Source organism: Nostoc sp. FACHB-888 (assembly GCF_014696655.1).
Classification (GTDB): Bacteria; Cyanobacteriota; Cyanobacteriia; order Cyanobacteriales; family Nostocaceae; genus Nostoc.
Map to the genome: position 1 here is coordinate 242,409 of NZ_JACJQM010000002.1, position 17,073 is coordinate 259,481.

The window sequence follows — 17,073 nt, forward strand, 5'->3', positions numbered from 1 at the left end:
CGCGCTCATTCATGCACTGGCACTACTTCGCGTGATGCTAAGAAACCAAGGACAATTGCTACCAAGATCAATGCTGGAACATCGCCGAACAGGTGTCCACGTTCCGCAGGGTCAATTACTGCGTGTACCGCCATAATCAGCCCGTGGACAAAACTCGACCAGACGGTGAACCAGATTAAACTGAGATGCACTTCTGGTTTTCGAGAAGCCCATAGTAAAAAGACACCGAGCGTCGCATAAACACCCACGATCATCTGTTCGTATTCATATTGGCCTGGTTGCCATGCCCAGCCCGATGGCCAGACCTTCATCAACGGATAGACCAGGAGAAAAGCAATTCCAACAACAACAAGGGCGATTCGCAAGTACCGATGCTGCTCATCCATTACTCCAACCTCATACTATTTTTCTAGAGTAGTTTTTACTAATGGAATGCCTATTTGTAATACTATTCTCACTAGTGACACTTCAATTTAGGAGTGTTAGAAATCTTGATGTTCCTCTTGGTTTTAAAGTTGATCCTACACTGAATCGTCTGCCAAGCAATGGGCATCATTTACAGTAAATGATACCTACTTACAGCAGTTCCCGCTATTGTGAGGTACGTGTTTAGTGCCGAAAGAGCTGAAAGAAGATTGAGTGTCGCGGGGGAGAGACTGTACTTCATAACAGTAGGAAGTGCTGTATTGCCAGTTACGCCGTCTGTTTAGCAGCCGCTTTTAAATCTGCGGTCGATTTTAACCGGGTGATGGTGGCTTTACAAATACGTAGGCGTAGCCCAACCCAGGCATCGCTTTTGCGTACCCTACCTATCATCTCATATTCCCAGATGTCTTTGCCATACTTCAACACCACACCACTGACTAAGTGAACCAACAGACTTGTGTTCTGAACGAATGGACTTGTGTTCTGAATGAATGAACTTGTGTTCTGAACGAATGACCTCGTGTTCTGAACGAATGGACTTGTGTTCTGAACGAATGGACTCGTGTTCTGAACCAACAGACTTGTGTTCTGAATGAATGGGCTTGTGTTCTGAACGAATGGACTCGTGTTCTGAACCAAAACTATAAAAGTTCTTCCAAGTGCTTTGATTATCGTAGACGAAACTGTGGCAGAAGCGATCGCCATTAGTTACGGTAATGAGTTGCATAGTGATGATGGGGTCACTCCCCATCCCCAAACCACCAAGGGTCATTAGTATCGTTAGTTTTAATCAAAATAGCTTTTTTTCGCATAAACCGTTTCAGCGCTGCCGCACCCATGCGTGACCCTCCCATACCGGAGAATTTGAAGGCGTTTTTCTCTCCCTCGTGCATGATGGCAGTTAGTCCAGCATCGTTGATACTAATAGCACCCGCATCTATCTGCTGGGCAACTTCTAAAGCTTCTGGTTCCGAGGCAAACACAGCAGCACTCAATCCATAAATTGAGTCATTTGCTAAAGAGACTGCTTCCTCAACTGTGGAAAAAGGCATTATTGGCATAATGGGACCGAATGTCTCTTCGGTCATCACTTTCATGGAATGATTAACCTGGGTGAGAACTGTCGGACGACACCACCAACCCCCACCTAAGTCTTCAATTACACCGCCGCAGTGAATTACTGCTCCCTTTTCTACTGCATCTAGAAGATGCTCGCTAATAATTGCTGCTTGTCTTTCGGCGATGATGGGGCCAATTTCTCCACTTTCGACTGTGGGGTAGGCTAGTTGAAGGCGATAAGCTTTAGCTACTAGTTGATGGTAAAACTTGTCAAATATTGATTCAGCAACGTAAATTCGCTCAATTGATAAGCACGACTGTCCGGTGTTGACGACGGAACCCCACAATATTGCTGAGGTTGCTAATTCTAAATTGGCTGATTCTAAAACGATCGCAGGGTCTTTTCCTCCTAATTCCAAAAAAGCCGGAATAAACCGTTTAGCAGCCGCTTCTGCCACTTTTCGCCCCGTTGCTACACTGCCTGTAAAGCATACCAAATCTACATTTTCAATCAAAATAGAACCGGTTTCGCCTGCTCCTTCAACAAAAGTTAAGACATCGCGCAATTCGGGAACAGCGCTGAGTGCTGTTTTCAGTGGTGCTACGAAGCGGGGAGCAATTTCACTAGGTTTGACAATGACACCACAACCCGCCAGTAATGCCGGGATGGTATCAATGGTAGACAGCAACAGTGGAAAATTCCACGGGCTAATTACCCCAACTAGAGGGTAAGGAACAGATGTTTGTTGCAATGCGATAAATGGAATTGCTGTATTTTTTGCAGAGTCTTGCAGCAAGTCCGGTGCTAACTTACACCAGCGATCAATGCTAGAGAGGAAGGAGTCTATTTCTAATACTGAGGTTGATAATCTGCCTGTATCATTTACCAAAGCCTCCGTCAAGCGATCGCGTCCTGATAATATCGCTTTTTTCCACTGCTGTAAGGCTTCAATTCTCCCCTCTAAACCCATTTGCTGCCAGCGAACTTGCGCCCTGCGCGTGCGCTTACATTGCTGTGCCAGCAGCCTTGGGGGCGGCGGGATAATTACGTAGTCAAATTTGCCAGTTCGAGGATTGCGGACTTCTATTGGTTTTGTCATTAGTCATTGGTCATTAGTCATTGGTCATTAGTCATTGGTCATTAGTTAAGAGTTATTTATTCTTTATTTGCCCATGCCCCATTACCCGATTCAAATTATCCCCAGTTTGGATAACCGTTCAATGGTGGCTTGCTGCGTTTGGAGGAAGTGTTTGCGGTCTACTTCTCCTTCCAGCATAGTATTAGGAGGGTAAAAGTGTGATTGGCGATAACTTTCGGCGTATAGCTCAAATCGTTGGCGTGCAAGTAAATTATTTAACCCCGGTCGGCGGCGATCGCGGCGTAATGCTCTTAAATCAATCTCGGCAAATGCTGCCATGCTTTCGCCTGCACCTGTTTCTGCTAATATGATTCCGCGATGGTCAATGATTTTAGAGCCACCATCAGCCGAAGCAATAGGGATAGCAATATTAGCGATGCCTGCGGTATTAGCTGAAACCACGTATGCCATATTTTCGACAGCGCGAGTGATTTTTGCTGCGTCTTTGGGGGTAAGGTTTTTGTTGTATACTTCCGAGGTGGAATGGACAAAAATTTCTGCTCCTCGCATTGCCAGACACCGCGCCACTTCTGGATACAAAATTTCTTCTGAGGCTAAAGCTGCCAAATTACCGATCTCCGTTTTGGCTACGGGGAAAACTCCCTCTAAACCATAGCAGTCAAGATATTTATCCCAAACATCATGGGGAGTGGGAGCAAATAAGGAATTTAGCCGCCGATATCGCAAAACGATTGAGCCAGAAGGATCAAGAATAAAGCAGGTTTGAAAGTACAATCCGGGAAAGTTGGGGTCAACTTCGTAGGCGTTACCAGCTAAAAAGATTTTATGCTTTTGGGCGATTTTACCAAGGGCTTCATACTCAGCACCAGCCATTTCTATACAAGCTTTTTCTGCCCATCCTGCTAGAGTATCTCCCATCGGAAAACCGGTGAGGAAATATTCTGGCAGTACAATTAAACGACAATCGAAGCCGATGAAAGCGATACTGGCAGCAATTTGTTGCGCTAGGCGGTTGATGGAGTTTTGCATGAGCGATCGTGCTTGTTGGCGTAGGCGTAGCCCGCCGGAGGCATCGCTTGCTTGGTTGATTGCATGACAGGTAACTTGCAGTGCCAAAGCGCGGAATGAGTCTAGATTATCAGTGTTATTATCCAAAATTGCTCACCAAATTCTATAGAATGCTATGCCTAGGTTGGGCTACGCCTACACACCCTAGAGCGATCGTACAAGTTTATACGTCAATTTAGAGAGGAGAAACCGATGATAATTTGCGTGTTCAAAGTTAAACAATATGTGCAATAGATGATGCTATTGTTTACTTCTCCTGTCTTTGGATAAACTTAAATTTAATATAGAGAACTTCAGGGAGAAGAGAGAATGTCAAATTTCCCCGATCGCACAGAATCAAACACCGATAAAGTCTTACTCATCGGAGTTACTGGCGGCACAGGTGGAAATGTCGTCAAGGGATTTCTCGAACAGAAAGTTACCAATCTGCGAGCCATCACTAGAGAAATTGACCTTAATCGTCCAACTCTTGCAAAACTTAACGATGCTGGAGTTGAACTAGTAAAAGCCAACCTCGACGATGAAACCTCTCTCATAGCAGCCTTTACAGGAATTTCGGCTGTTTACTGCCACGCTACTTCTGCGGACTCCGCTAAAATTGACCCGCTAGAGGTTGAGAGAGCAAGGCGAGTTGCACAAGTAGCTAAACAGGCTGACATTAAGCACTTTGTCTACAATTCCGCAGGTGGAGCAGATAGGAATTCAGGAATCCCCCGCATTGAGCAAAAGTACCAAGTGGAGCAAATTCTCAAAGCAGCTGGCTTACCAACTACCATGTTGCGAGCCTGCTTGTTTATGGAGGAGTTTTGGAAGAAGTACACGCGACCTTCCATCCTTAAAGGTAGTTTCCCATTTTCTATTCAGCCAAACAAGCCCCTTCATCTAATTACAACAAAGGACATGGGCCGCGTTGCTGCCTACGTAATTAAACATCCTACCAAGTATATTGGTCAAGAAATTGAGTTAGCTGGCGATGTGCTAACTCCTCTTGGGATGGCAGAGGCATTCTCCCAAGCGCAGGGAATGAAAGTTGTCTACAAAGAGACACCCGCCTGGATTTTCTTACTCTTGCTGCAAAAGGAACTGTTCGATTTGATTCAGTGGTATCGCAAGCAAGGTTATCAAGCCGATGTCTGGCGTTTACGAGAAGAGGAGTTTCCTGGGCTTCTGACCACATTTAGGGAGTTTCTGGCAGAAACCAACTGGGCAAATGCGGAACTCACCTACGAGAGTCTGTGATCGGATTAGTAGACTGTGGCAAAAGTAGGCGGTTGATGGAGTTTTGCATGACAGGTAACTTGCAGTGCTAAAGCCCGGTACGATTCTGGATTAATGGGCATGGGGCATGGGACTAAGGACAAATGACCAATGACTAATGACTAATTCGATCGCCACCCCAGAGCGATCTGACAAGTTTATCTGTCAATTCAGAACCAAGCATCTGTGCGACAAATTTATTACCTGGATCACATTCAGCACTGTTACGACGTACCAACAAATCACGGGCCGCCAAAGCTTCCCGTGCATCTTCTGGCACAAGTTCAGCTGCATCTACCCAAGTTAGCCAGCGATCGAGGGTTTCATGTGCAAGTGTGCGAGTTAGTTCAAGAGTATCAAAAGTAGGTGCGCCCGTGTAACACAAGCTAACAGGCGATTGAAATAAGCGAAGATACAGACTTGTGCTGGTAAATACTTTGAGGCGCGAATCGTCTTGTAACTTTAAGAATGTCTGGTTAACTGGTTCATAGTAGCGATCGAGATATGCCAAATCGGTTAAAAGCTCAGTCCGGGGAATGTAATCTATATAAAAGAAAATATTTGGAAGTGTGCGAAACTCAAACGCTAAATGAGGAACCTGAATATGCGACTTCAACCAAGTGGTGAGACGTACGCTGCTAAAGTTTGATTTTTCAGGGTTTCCTAGCCACGAATGAATTAGCCAGTCAACTTCTTCTCCGGAAAAAGCGGTGAGCGAACCTTTCATATTACCATCGAGACTGCTGTATTGCTGCAAATTTTCTACAGAAAGGTCTGGATGTAATTCAAAACGAGCTTCTAGTTTTTCGTAGAGTTCCTTTGTAATTCCCCACAACTGATCAAATACAGCTTTATTGTTTAAATCTGTTGGTTGCTTAGTCATAGTTTGAGTTTGCGGCTGAATGGGAAGCAGAGTGTTTAGAAGGAGAAGATAAAAAACACCTTAGCTCTATTATTATCCATACTCAAGTTAAGAATGAAGAGTGTGTGATTATTAGTATTAAAGATAATGGGCCAGGAATAACAGAAAAAGTTAAGGATAAATTGTTTGACCCTTTCTTTACTACTAAAGCTATAAGTAAAGGTACTGACTTAGGATTATCTATTAGTTATGAAATTATAGTAGAGAAGCACAAGGGACAAATAAACTGTATTTCTGCACCTGCTAAGGGTACAGAGTTTGTGATTGAAATTCCTATTAAGCAGGCACGGTAAGCAAGTATATTAATTAACAAAGCAAAATAGTATGTCTAAATAATATAATGCCGACAACTATGGGTTCTATGCTATCTCCTTAATAATTACTAATAGAAAAACCTCGACGCGTAGGTTTAATACTAGCTAACTCTACCTGAAAACTTACCTTATCACTTATTTCACCACTTCTCGCTTCCAAAGTCCATTTACCAGGACGCAAATTCCAAAATAAAGAATTAGCTGAGTTTGTATCTAGTCTTTCACCATTCAGCCACCACTCTACAGGCGCAGATTTATTTCCCGCTAATTTGAATTCAAGTTTTTGCTTCGCTTCTTCACCTGGATACACTAAGAATAAGTCGCCATGATGCGGAGATAAAATTCTCAAATTAGTTGATACAAAACTTGATTGCTGTTGTTTTGCCAACCATTGATCATATTCTGGTGGCAAATTGAATTGATTTTGACGTTTGTAGGCAATTTTATCTTCTGGATAGAAATATTCTTGCACTACTGAGGTACAATCTGGTGTTGGTCGTAAACCAGAAATTGCACATACAGGTAGTTGCACTAAACCTTCTGGAGGCAGAAAACGTCCTGGTTCTTGATGTTCATGCAGGTGTAACATAATCCGATTCCACAAGGGTGCAGCCCCGGCAACGCCTGAAACTTGGCGCATCGGTTCGCCATTGAAATTGCCTACCCAAGTAGCGACAGTGTAATCTGTGGTAAAGCCAACCGTCCAAGTATCCCGAAAATTGGAAGAAGTGCCAGTTTTAACAGCAGCAGGAAAGGGTAAATTTAATACTGAGTCTACACCAAATGCTGTTGCCCGAGCATGGTTGTCACTGAGCATATTAGTTATTAATTGCCATATTGTGTGATTGGGGAATAGGGAAGGTGGGGCCCCCTCTGGGGATAAGGGGTAATGGGGAGTAGGGAGTGGGGAATTAGAAAATGTGCTTACTAAAGGGGTAGCATCTCCTTGTCGTGCTATGGTCAGGTAGGCACGGGCTAATTCCCATAAACTGACTTCGCCACTACCTAGAGTCAAACCCAAACCATAATGTTCTGGGGTTTGGTTAAGGTGTTCAAACCCCAATTGATGCAGATGTTCGAGGAAAGTCTGCACACCTACCTTTTCTAACACCCGTACTGCTGGTACATTTAGAGAATTTGCTAAAGCGATTCGCACGCGCACAGGGCCAAGGAAGCTTTCGGTGTAATCTGTGGGGCTATAAAGTTTTGCGCCAGGAATTGCATAATGGGCAGGTACATCTGCCAAAATGGTATTTGGGCGAATTAAACCTTTTTCTAAAGCTAATTCATATACAAAAGGCTTGAGGGTAGATCCTGGTTGACGTAGCGCTTGCACTCCATCATTGCGTCCTAGTTTTGCCTCATTAAAATAATCAGGGGAACCGACATAAGCCAATACTTCACCAGTGTGGTTGTCAATCACCAACGCAGATGCATCATGCACGTTGTTGGCAGCCAGAGAAGAAATTACCTGTTGCACCTGTGCTTCGACAAACTGCTGTAAAGGGCGATTTATAGTTGTGCGAATAACGGATTTATCCTCCCAACCTACCTTTGAAAGGGGGGTTTGATTCCTCTCTTTGTTAGGGGGGATTTGATTGGCTAACCAAAATAAAAAGTGTGGTGCGGCGATAATTCCTTGTGGGCGAGACTGAAACACAACTTTTTCGCTTTGTGTTCGAGCTGCGTTCGCACCACTAATATACTTTTCCTGTAGCATACGATTAAGAACGTATTTTTGTCGCTGTTTTAGCCGTTCCCAATGCTGGTAAGGGTTAAAGTATGTGGGATTATTGGGGATAGCAGCTAACAAACTAGCTTGAGCAAGATTCAAGTCACTAGCTGGGATGGAAAAATAAGTCTGTGCGGCTGCTTCTACACCATATATATTGCCTCCCATTGGCAACCGATTGATATATGCAGAGAGAATTTCATCTTTGTTCATCCCTGCTACTAACCGCCAAGATAGCCAAATCTCACTCAGTTTACCAGAGAAACTACGCGGTACAGGATCTAACATCCGGGCTAACTGCATAGTAATAGTGGAAGCGCCGGAAACAATTCGTTTGGCGTGGATAGCTTCTTTGCTGGCGCGGATAATAGCTTTCATATCCAACGCCCCGTGATGGTAAAAGCTGCCATCTTCGGCGGCTAAAATAGCATGGATAAACTGGGGCGAAACCTGATTTAGTAGTATTACTGATGTATGCTCTTGGTCACGGGTGAGCAATGTTCCTAATGGTAAACCATTGCGATCGCTAAATTGCATTGCCAGTTGATTTTGAGCAATGTCTGCGGCTCGAATGGGCGCAAAATAAGGCAGTAGGCGTACCACCAGACAGATTACCAGCACAGCCAGGATAATTTTACTGTGCTTAATTTGGAGGAGCGATCGTAAAATCAGTTTCATCAGGGAATCCCCTGTCTAAGAAAATTTACCTTAATTTTGACGCGGTGATTACATCTACATCAGTAAGTATGTCATATCCTTAATGATTCAAATGATTCATTTGTTCTAACTTAGCAGATGTAAATTAATGTTTGCAGAACTTAAATACTTCTTCATAGTTAAGAATTGTAGTGATTTTTCGGAACAATCATACAGAATTAGTTATCTATGTAAATAAACATACTTAAATCCAAACTCTGGGTAAAAAATATTCATTTGGCGTCCTTTATTAGTCTTGGCATTGCCAACTCAATCGGGGATAAAACTTTGGTTTGCTATAATTTGCGATTTTTTTATTTTAAATTACTAAAAATATGATTATTAGAGTTCTACTCCATCTCTACCATAAAATTCTCTATTTCTTCCTTGGCGTCCTTGGCGGTAGCCTGCGGCAAGGCAAAGCGCCTACGTTAAAAAAAATTAGTCATTCCTCAAGTAGCAAGAGAACAACACAGTTTATTCTTCTCTTTACACTTATGCTAGGAATGGCAGGGTGTAATTTTTTTAGTATCAACTCAAGCAAAGAACAACTCCCAGCCGTTTCCCCGCTAACACCGCCAAAGCTACCAGACTGGATTGAACAAATTAGTCCCATTGGAGATGCCAAACCTCTTAACCAAATCCGCATTCGCTTTAAAGAAGCTTTAATCCCAGTTGAAAGCCTCGACAGTCCAGAACAGCAGAAAATTTTAGAAAAATTTGCGCTTTGGCCGCCTTTACCCGGTCAATTTCGCTTTTTGACACCGCGCATGGTGGGTTTTCAAGCCGAGAAAGCATTGCCAATAGCGACAAGATTTCAAGTCACTCTTAAAGCAGGTTTAGCTGATTTAAAAAACCATCGCTTAGACAAAGATTTACCTTGGACTTTCAATACCGAGTCTATCAAACTGACTAATTTACCCGGTGTCAATCCCATTGAGAAGGCTGATATTGAACCAATTGATTTAAAACAAAAGCTACAGTTTACTTCTAATGTAGAATTAGATTTAACTTCTGTACAAGAACATTTACAGCTAATTCCTGAAGGTAAAAATAAAGGTACAGATTTTAAAGTTGAATTAAACAAAGAAGAAAAACCATTAGAAAATGAAGATCCTTTAGAAAAAATTGACCCTTCAGCACGCAACTGGATTTATAACCTCATCCCACAGCAAAATCTTGAAAAAGCAACCCCTTATCGGCTAGTATTTTCTCCCGGAATACGTCCTGCTTATGGCAATCTCCCTACAGAAAAAGAATTTACCAGTAAGTTAGCTACTTATTCGCCTTTGGCGTTTCATAAAATTAACTATTACGGACAGCCAGATGCAGGTGGAACTTTTGGAAGATTTATTAAAGGAAGTCCCCAGTTAGAATTTAATAATGTCTTAATGGCAGATTCAGCTAAAGAAAATATTAACATTAATCCGGCACCAAAAAATATTTCGAGAATTCTGCAAATTAACGATGAAGATAAAATTGTCGGCATTAACCCTTACGCGCTAGAACCCGCCAAAACTTATACAATTACTATCGGCGAAAATCTCAAAGATAAGTTTGGACAGACTTTAGGTAAACCTGTCACACTTAAATATGATACTGGAGATTTAGCTGGGGATATCTGGGTACCATCAGATTTGAATATTTTCCCTACAGGTAAAAATTTACAGATCAATATTAGTACAGTCAATCTGCCAGAATCAAAATACAAAGCAGCTTATCGAGTAGTTAAACCGACAGATTTAGTTTATTTTAATTATGGTAATGATTTATTACCAAAACCTTCTGATTGGCAAAATTTCAAGGTATCGGGTAATAAAAATCAATCAGTTGACGTTGCTGTTCCTCTCCGGGAAAAAATAAGTGCGGCTACGGGAATGTTAGCTTACGGAGTGCAAGCCCGCACTAATAAATATCAGGAGAATGGTAAAGAACTGTGGCGAGAACCTACCACTTATGGCATGGTTGAATTGACGAATTTGGGTGTATTTACTCAGTGGTTCCCTGAGTCAGGCTTAATTCGCGTCAATCATCTTACAGATGGTTCACCAGTTCAAGCGGCGGCTGTTGAAATTTATCAATCAAAGTTAGAGGCTAAATCCCGCCCCGAACCTGCACCTTGTACAACAGGTAAAACTGATGAAAATGGAACTTTTAGAATTAATCGGGAAGAATTACAGCAATGTTATTCTGGGAATGAAAGTTCTAGTAAATCACCACAATTATTAGTAATTGCCCGTGAGAATCAAGATTGGGCATTTGCTAGAACCGAAGAATATAGCGGCGTTTATGGCTACGGTATTGATGCAGGTTGGCAAGATGGTAAACCAGAATCACGCGGGGTAATTTTTTCAGATAGACAGTTATATCAACCAGGCGAAAAAGCTTGGTTAACTGGTTTTGCTGACTTCTTGCAAAATGGTGCAATCCAGCAAGATAAAAATGCTGTTTACCAGTTAACTCTGGTAAATCCTGATGGACAAAAGACCAATTTAGGTACACAAACTACAAATGACTTTGGTACATTTTCTCTGAAACTGCCAATTAAGACAAATCAGCGTTTAGGCTACCATACAATCCAGGCTAAGGGCAAAAATGGGCAAGAAATTTCTGGAGAATTTCGGGTAGCTGAATTTAAGCCTCCCAATTTTAAAGTTGAAGTCAATTCAGATAAAAAATTTGCTTACATTGACGAAAAAGTTAATATTAATGCTACAAGTAATTATTTATTTGGTGCGCCTGTAGAAGGTGGAGAAGCAAAATACTTTATTACTCGTCAACAGGCTAATTTTATTCCCAAAGGTTGGGAAGAATTCACTTTTGGTCGGCAATGGTTATGGCCAGAAGAAACTCCTACTATATCTAGTGATGTGTTGCAAACTAATGCCCAACTAGATGCTAATGGTAAAAGTAGCCAAACTGTGAATGTAGCAAATGATTTACCATATCCGATGACTTACCGAGTAGATGTGCAAGTTGCAGATATTTCTAATCTGTCTGTAGCGAATTCCAAAACTTTTACAGCCCTACCAAGTAATCGCCTCATTGGATTAAAAAGTAATTTTATCGCTGATGCTGGTAAGGCTTTTCCCATTGAAGTGGTTGTTACTGACCCTACAGGAAAACCGATAACAGACCAACGGGTGCGCCTAGAATTACAACAGATAGAATACAGCAGCGTCACACAATTAGTTGAAGGTAGCCAAACACCCAAAAATCAAGTTGAATATAAAACAGTAGGACAAGCAGAAATTACATCCGGTAGCAATCCACAATCAGCAAATTTGACAGCGCCAGAATCTGGCTCATACCGGATTAGAGTTAATTTTACTGATGCTAAATCAGAATTAAGCGCCACAGATTTACAAATTTGGGCAACTGGGGGAAATCCAGTATTTTGGGGTTCTAGAGAACGAGATGTCTTAGAAGTTAAATTAGATAAAAAAGAGTTTAAACCTGGTGAAACTGCTACTGTACTTATTCAATCTCCCTATCCAGATGCAGAATTGTATTTTGCTGTAATTAAAGACAAACCCCTTTATCAACAGATTACCAAAGTTCGGGGAGGTGCACCACAAATTCAGTTTCAAGTCACGCCAGAAATGCTACCAAATGCAGCCATTGAAGCTGTATTAGTCAGGCAAGGTAAACCCATAAATCAAGTGGAAGCGGGAAGTTTAGATAATTTGGTGAAGATTGGGTTTACACCTTTTAAAGTTAATTTAGAAGATAAGTATTTAAAACTGCAAGTTAAGCCAGTTCAAGCATCATTAGAACCTAGTGCGGAGGAAACGATACAACTAGAACTGAAGGATAATCAAGGAAACCCCACCCAAGGACAGTTTACAGTTATGGTGGTAAATGAGGCGGTGTTACAACTTTCTGGTTATCGTCCGCCAGATTTGGTAGATACAGTTTATGCAGAACAGTCAATATCTACCCGCTTTAGCGATAACCGACCAGATGTCATATTACAACCACAAAATGTAGCTAAACCCAAAGGTTGGGGTTACGGCGGTGGTTTCTCTACTGGTGCAGCAAATACTCGCACTCGCACAAACTTTCAAGCCTTAGCTTACTACAACGGTTCTGTTCTCACCGATGCAAACGGTAATGCACAGATAACCTTTAAACTCCCGGATGACTTAACTACATGGCGGGTGATGGCTGTCGCCACTGATGGAAATCTGCGTTTCGGAAATGGAGACGCGACGTTTATCACCACAAAGCCACTGCTAACTAATGCCATCTTGCCACAGTTTGCTCGTCCAGGCGATCGCATCCTTGGTGGTTTATCTGTAACTAACAACACTGGGAATACAGGAAATCTCTCAATTAATGGCGAACTTAGCGGTAATGTGAAGTTTGCTGACAAAAACCCCACAGCTACTGCTTTGCAAACCAAAGCTGAATCCGCAACTCATGCTTATCGCTTTCCAATGGTGGCGGATAGCGTGGGAGTTGGGAAAGTTCGCTTTACTACTCAGCTAAATGGTACAGCCGCAGATGCTTTTGAAGTTCCTTTGGAAATTAAGCCAATTGAAATTACAGAACAAGTCGTTGAAACTGGTGTGACTGAAAAACAAGTAAAAATTCCCTTGAATGTTAATAAAAATACCTCTCCTAATGCGGGAGGTTTAGATATTCAGTTGGCGAGTACCTTAATTCCAGAGATTCAAGCACCAGCAAAGCAGGTTTTAGAAGATAATGATTTGCCGTTTACCGAACCTGCTGCAAGTCAGTTAATAATTGCGGCCAATCTGCAAAATCTTACACAAAAATATGGTCAGACATTTTCAGAATTTAATCCTAGCCAACAGGCAAAACAAGCCATTGAACAATTACAAAAACTCCAAATAGCTGATGGTGGTTTTGTTGCTTTCCCCGGACAAGAAAAATCTGACCCTTGGGTTTCTTCTTATGCAGGTGAGTCTTTGGCTAAAGCCAGTCAGGTGTTTCCTAATTTAGTCGATTCTGCAATGGTGTCTCGCCTGAAAGCTTATTTGCAAAAAGTTTTGGCGAATCCTGGAGAATATGATTTTTGTAAACAACTATTATGTAAAAGGCAACTGCAACTTAACGCTTTAATAGCCATAGCAGAAATAGGAGATAAACGCAATACTTTTCTTACAGATATTTATGGGCAGCGCAATAACTTTGATTTAGTAACTCAAATTAAACTGGCGCGATACTTATCTCAATTCCCAGAATGGCAAGACGAATCTCAACAATTAGTAAACAAGCTGCAACAGAGTATATATGAAACTGGTCGCACAGCAGTTGTGAGTTTACCCAACAGTTGGGGATGGATGAGTTCATCTACCACGACGCAAGCACAAGCTTTACGCTTATTTATTGCCAAGCAGAGTAAACCAGAAGTTATAGATAAATTATTCCAAAGTCTTTTGGCACTGCGACGGAATGGCACTTGGCAGACTAACTATAATAATGCCCAAGCATTAACAGCTTTGGTAGAATATAGCCAACTGCAACCTACGCCACCTAATTTTGTGGCCACAGTGCAATTAGCTGGTAATAAGTTAGGAGAAAATCGCTTTGATGGCTACAAAAATCCTAGCTTACAAGTAAATGTGCCAATGAATCAATTGCCTCGTGGTCGTCATGATTTAACACTGCAAAAATCAGGTAATGGGACTTTGCACTATCTGGTTGCTTATAATTATCGCTTGCAGGGAAATCAACCAGGTAGATTTCATGGTTTACGCATAACACGAGAAATTAGTCAAGTAAATAAAGAGAAAGTTTTACAAAAAACAGGTCTTTACGCTTTCGATAAACCCTTGACTTTAGCCTCTGGACAGGTGTTTGATATCGGTTTAGAAGTTATCGCTGATCATCCTATAGATCATCTGGTGATTAAAGACCCTTTACCATCAGGTTTTGAAGCTGTGGACGCAAGTTTCCAAACTACCACAGCTGCATTACAAGCAAAAGCCGATAACTGGGAATTGGGCTTTAAGAATGTGTACCGCGATCGCATTATCGCCTACTCAGACCACCTGGAACCAGGAGTTTATAGTTTGCACTATTTAGTCCGTTCTGTTACTCCTGGTACATTTTCTTGGCCTGGTGCAGAGGTTCACCTGCAATATGCACCAGAAGAATTTGGACGTACAGCTGAGTCTACATTAATACTGGAGGATGGAAAGTAATTATTTACGCCATCTTTGGCTAAAACAATTTGTCAGATAATACATGACGAACCAGAAAAGATTATAGCCAGCTACGTAGAAAAGCAAGAGATCAATTTACTGATGATGGTAGCCTACGGACACAGCCGCATCCGGCACTTACTTATTGGCAGTACTACAGCCCAAGTGCCACGCAGCAGCTACATCCCTGTCTTGCTATTCAAGTAGATTTTTGTCAAACATCCATAAAAAGGTGATTGTCAATACTTAATGTTATGAATGAGCAGTAAAATTTACAGTCTGATGAAGCACCAAAAATACAATAATGGTTGTTTTTTATATCTGTGTTTACTCTGATTTATAGTGGTTATCTATTTAATTATAGAGATTTAGGATTAGTATCATTAATGCTCTAAATCAGGAAAGTACTGATTCTATAATTATGTCGATTTTGAAATCTTTATGTTTTTTGTTTAAACTTTACTGTTTCTTTATAAGAATTTGGTAACTCTCTTTTAGGATAGTGAAAGCACACTACTTGTGTCACTATAAAAGCGCTTTAGTAAATATGTAAATTCTCTGTGTACGTAATGATGACAAGAGCAGCAGACTATAAAAACTGGCTGCAAGGAAGCCGTTATAGTAATCGGGGAAGTATTTATTTATTTGCTCCAATGGTTAACTTCAATGTGATGGCTGAAGTTGGAGATACTCCCCCCTAAATTAATGTGCTTGTACTTGCTTGGAAAGTTTATAAGGAATTCGATAATTACATCTTGATGGCAGCAAGTAAACTTAATTCCGACTTCGGAACAGCATAAACAGATGTAATTGAATTCAAATAACTACTTTGATATTTGATGGTTGAATATCTGAATTATAGTAGCTAGTCAAATTGCTAACTAATACACATCGAGAGTTAGGCATTTGATGTTGTGGGAAAGCATTAAGCTTCAGTATTCATCCGTTCCAAATACAAAAAAGTATTTTGTCTAATTTCCAAGTAGTACACGCAATAAATAAAACAGCACAACTGAAACCGTTGCAAACTGCTGTAATTACAGAATTTGCTTGTAAACAGATACAGCATTTCTTGTATAGCTATGTTTAACAATTAAATAACACTTGTATTTGATAGTTTTTAAGCTTAGAGCTTGTCTTGGGTTTTTCAAATATGTGAAAAACTTTATTTCAGGCATCTTTTTGTTATTAATTTACGACTGAAAAAAGCAGATATAAAAATATAAATGGTACACAACAAGACGAAATACAGGATTGCTTTAATTAGGCACTACACGATCCAAGTTCACAATTTTACTGGGAACAATACAGATATGAATAGCTGGAAATATTTTTCAAAATTGAAGCGGTTTAAACAACTTGTGTTAACTACTTTTTTAAGTGACATTCCAACAATTTTTGGGGGCGTAAAGTTACGTGCTTTGCTATATCGGACTATTTTCGCCCAGATAGGTAGCTCAGTTTATATTCAAGATGGTGTTGAATTCCTCAGTACTGATTCTATTGAAATTGGGAATGGAGTTTATATCTTTAAAGGTGTTCGTATGGATGGAAAAGGAAACGAAAACAATAGAATTCATCTAAAAAATGGAGTTGTCATTGAGCGTAACGTTGTGATAGGGGCACTAAACAACACTTGTATAGATATTGGTCAAGATACTTTTATTGGCCCTAACGTTTGTATTAGTGGCCCTGGTGACATTAAAATTGGCAAACACTGTTTAATTGCAGCTCACACTGGAATATATGCTAATAATCACAATTTTACAGATCCCACAGAGCCAATCAAATACCAAGGTATTACTTGTGAGGGGATCGTTATTGAGGATGACTGTTGGCTAGGTCATGGGGTGAAAGTATTAGATGGTGTCACTATTGGTAGAGGCAGTGTAATTGGTGCTGGCGCTGTTGTTACTAAAGATATTCCACCATTTTCGGTAGCTGTGGGTATACCTGCACGAGTAATTAAAAGCCGTGACGGTAAAGAACTTGCTCAGTCTACAGAATTGCCTATGTCATCTTCAAACTAAGTTTTTATAAGGTTTGCCTGGGTAGTTTTCTCCGAACACAGGCAGCCATTTCGTAGTTTGATGCGCTATCTTTTGGCAACAGAAATCTGAACATTCTTAAACACGTGAACTAGAGGTAAATCTATTTATAGTAATCCTATTTGAGTAGTGAGAAAGCGGATTGATCACGAATCGCTATCTCTGCAAAAGGCTTTTGCCAACGCGCAGCATCTCGCAGAGAAGTACGCCAAGAGAAAGAGAACAAAAGCAGAATTCAGAAATCTCATGAATGATTTAGGAGTTCTATATGAGCAAAA

Annotated in this window: 13 protein-coding genes; 6 read left to right on the top strand and 7 right to left on the bottom strand. The window is 41.1% G+C overall.

Going from position 1 to position 17,073, the window contains the following annotated elements; genetic code table 11:
* Positions 1–5: 5 nt before the first annotated feature.
* The 5 genes from H6G26_RS02420 to H6G26_RS02435 form a co-directional block, all read right to left on the bottom strand.
* Complete coding sequence (locus H6G26_RS02420) at positions 6–386, bottom strand: DUF6632 domain-containing protein (protein WP_190727742.1); 381 nt, start codon at positions 384–386, stop codon at positions 6–8.
* A 307-nt stretch (positions 387–693) separates the two neighbouring features.
* Positions 694–816, bottom strand: a complete 123-nt coding sequence (locus H6G26_RS43685; protein ID WP_277883755.1) for a hypothetical protein — start codon at positions 814–816, stop codon at positions 694–696.
* 1 nt (position 817) lies between these two features.
* Positions 818–1,153 (bottom strand): hypothetical protein, encoded by a 336-nt coding sequence (locus H6G26_RS02425; RefSeq protein WP_206757526.1) that lies wholly within the window; start codon positions 1,151–1,153, stop codon positions 818–820.
* 13 nt (positions 1,154–1,166) lie between these two features.
* Positions 1,167–2,585 (bottom strand): aldehyde dehydrogenase family protein, encoded by a 1,419-nt coding sequence (locus tag H6G26_RS02430; protein WP_190727744.1) that lies wholly within the window; start codon positions 2,583–2,585, stop codon positions 1,167–1,169.
* 90 nt (positions 2,586–2,675) lie between these two features.
* Positions 2,676–3,740: a nitrilase-related carbon-nitrogen hydrolase gene (locus tag H6G26_RS02435; RefSeq protein ID WP_190727745.1), complete on the bottom strand. Its 1,065-nt coding sequence runs from the start codon at positions 3,738–3,740 to the stop codon at positions 2,676–2,678.
* Positions 3,741–3,962: 222 nt separating this feature from the next.
* Here H6G26_RS02435 and H6G26_RS02440 point away from each other — a divergent pair, with 222 nt between their 5' ends.
* Entirely contained in the window at positions 3,963–4,892 is a 930-nt protein-coding gene (locus H6G26_RS02440; RefSeq protein ID WP_190727746.1) for an NmrA family NAD(P)-binding protein, read from the top strand.
* A 133-nt stretch (positions 4,893–5,025) separates the two neighbouring features.
* On the opposite strand, the gene H6G26_RS02445 is transcribed toward H6G26_RS02440, so the two are convergent.
* Positions 5,026–5,793 carry a red chlorophyll catabolite reductase gene (locus H6G26_RS02445; protein ID WP_190727747.1) on the bottom strand — a complete coding sequence of 256 codons (768 nt, stop codon included), beginning with the start codon at positions 5,791–5,793 and terminating at the stop codon, positions 5,026–5,028.
* A gap of 74 nt (positions 5,794–5,867) precedes the next feature.
* Here H6G26_RS02445 and H6G26_RS02450 point away from each other — a divergent pair, with 74 nt between their 5' ends.
* Positions 5,868–6,125 carry a HAMP domain-containing sensor histidine kinase gene (locus H6G26_RS02450; RefSeq protein WP_347242424.1) on the top strand — a complete coding sequence of 86 codons (258 nt, stop codon included), beginning with the start codon at positions 5,868–5,870 and terminating at the stop codon, positions 6,123–6,125.
* A gap of 79 nt (positions 6,126–6,204) precedes the next feature.
* Here H6G26_RS02450 and pbpC read toward each other — a convergent pair whose 3' ends face one another.
* Complete coding sequence (gene pbpC, locus H6G26_RS02455; RefSeq protein ID WP_190727748.1) at positions 6,205–8,556, bottom strand: penicillin-binding protein 1C; 2,352 nt, start codon at positions 8,554–8,556, stop codon at positions 6,205–6,207.
* A gap of 524 nt (positions 8,557–9,080) precedes the next feature.
* On the opposite strand from pbpC, the gene H6G26_RS02460 reads away from it, so the two are divergent.
* The 4 genes from H6G26_RS02460 (at position 9,081) to H6G26_RS02470 (ending at position 16,777) form a co-directional block, all read left to right on the top strand.
* A complete protein-coding gene (locus H6G26_RS02460; RefSeq protein ID WP_242053559.1) occupies positions 9,081–14,747 on the top strand; it encodes an alpha-2-macroglobulin in 5,667 nt (1,888 codons plus the stop codon).
* A gap of 15 nt (positions 14,748–14,762) precedes the next feature.
* Positions 14,763–14,954, top strand: a complete 192-nt coding sequence (locus tag H6G26_RS02465) for a universal stress protein (protein WP_190727749.1) — start codon at positions 14,763–14,765, stop codon at positions 14,952–14,954.
* A 362-nt stretch (positions 14,955–15,316) separates the two neighbouring features.
* Entirely contained in the window at positions 15,317–15,448 is a 132-nt protein-coding gene (locus H6G26_RS43690; RefSeq protein ID WP_277883756.1) for a hypothetical protein, read from the top strand.
* Between the two features lie 612 nt (positions 15,449–16,060).
* Positions 16,061–16,777, top strand: coding sequence for an acyltransferase (locus H6G26_RS02470; RefSeq protein ID WP_190727750.1), 717 nt, complete (start codon positions 16,061–16,063; stop codon positions 16,775–16,777).
* Positions 16,778–17,073 lie beyond the last annotated feature (296 nt).

Bases quoted from the DNA above. Each gene is read 5' to 3' on its own strand.
- H6G26_RS02420 (WP_190727742.1), bottom strand. From the start codon at position 386: ATGGATGAGCAGCATCGGTACTTGCGAATCGCCCTTGTTGTTGTTGGA.
- H6G26_RS43685 (WP_277883755.1), bottom strand. From the start codon at position 816: ATGATAGGTAGGGTACGCAAAAGCGATGCCTGGGTTGGGCTACGCCTA.
- H6G26_RS02425 (WP_206757526.1), bottom strand. From the start codon at position 1,153: ATGCAACTCATTACCGTAACTAATGGCGATCGCTTCTGCCACAGTTTC.
- H6G26_RS02430 (WP_190727744.1), bottom strand. From the start codon at position 2,585: ATGACAAAACCAATAGAAGTCCGCAATCCTCGAACTGGCAAATTTGAC.
- H6G26_RS02440 (WP_190727746.1), top strand. From the start codon at position 3,963: ATGTCAAATTTCCCCGATCGCACAGAATCAAACACCGATAAAGTCTTA.
- H6G26_RS02445 (WP_190727747.1), bottom strand. From the start codon at position 5,793: ATGACTAAGCAACCAACAGATTTAAACAATAAAGCTGTATTTGATCAG.
- pbpC (WP_190727748.1), bottom strand. From the start codon at position 8,556: ATGAAACTGATTTTACGATCGCTCCTCCAAATTAAGCACAGTAAAATT.
- H6G26_RS02460 (WP_242053559.1), top strand. From the start codon at position 9,081: ATGGCAGGGTGTAATTTTTTTAGTATCAACTCAAGCAAAGAACAACTC.
- H6G26_RS43690 (WP_277883756.1), top strand. From the start codon at position 15,317: ATGATGACAAGAGCAGCAGACTATAAAAACTGGCTGCAAGGAAGCCGT.
- H6G26_RS02470 (WP_190727750.1), top strand. From the start codon at position 16,061: ATGAATAGCTGGAAATATTTTTCAAAATTGAAGCGGTTTAAACAACTT.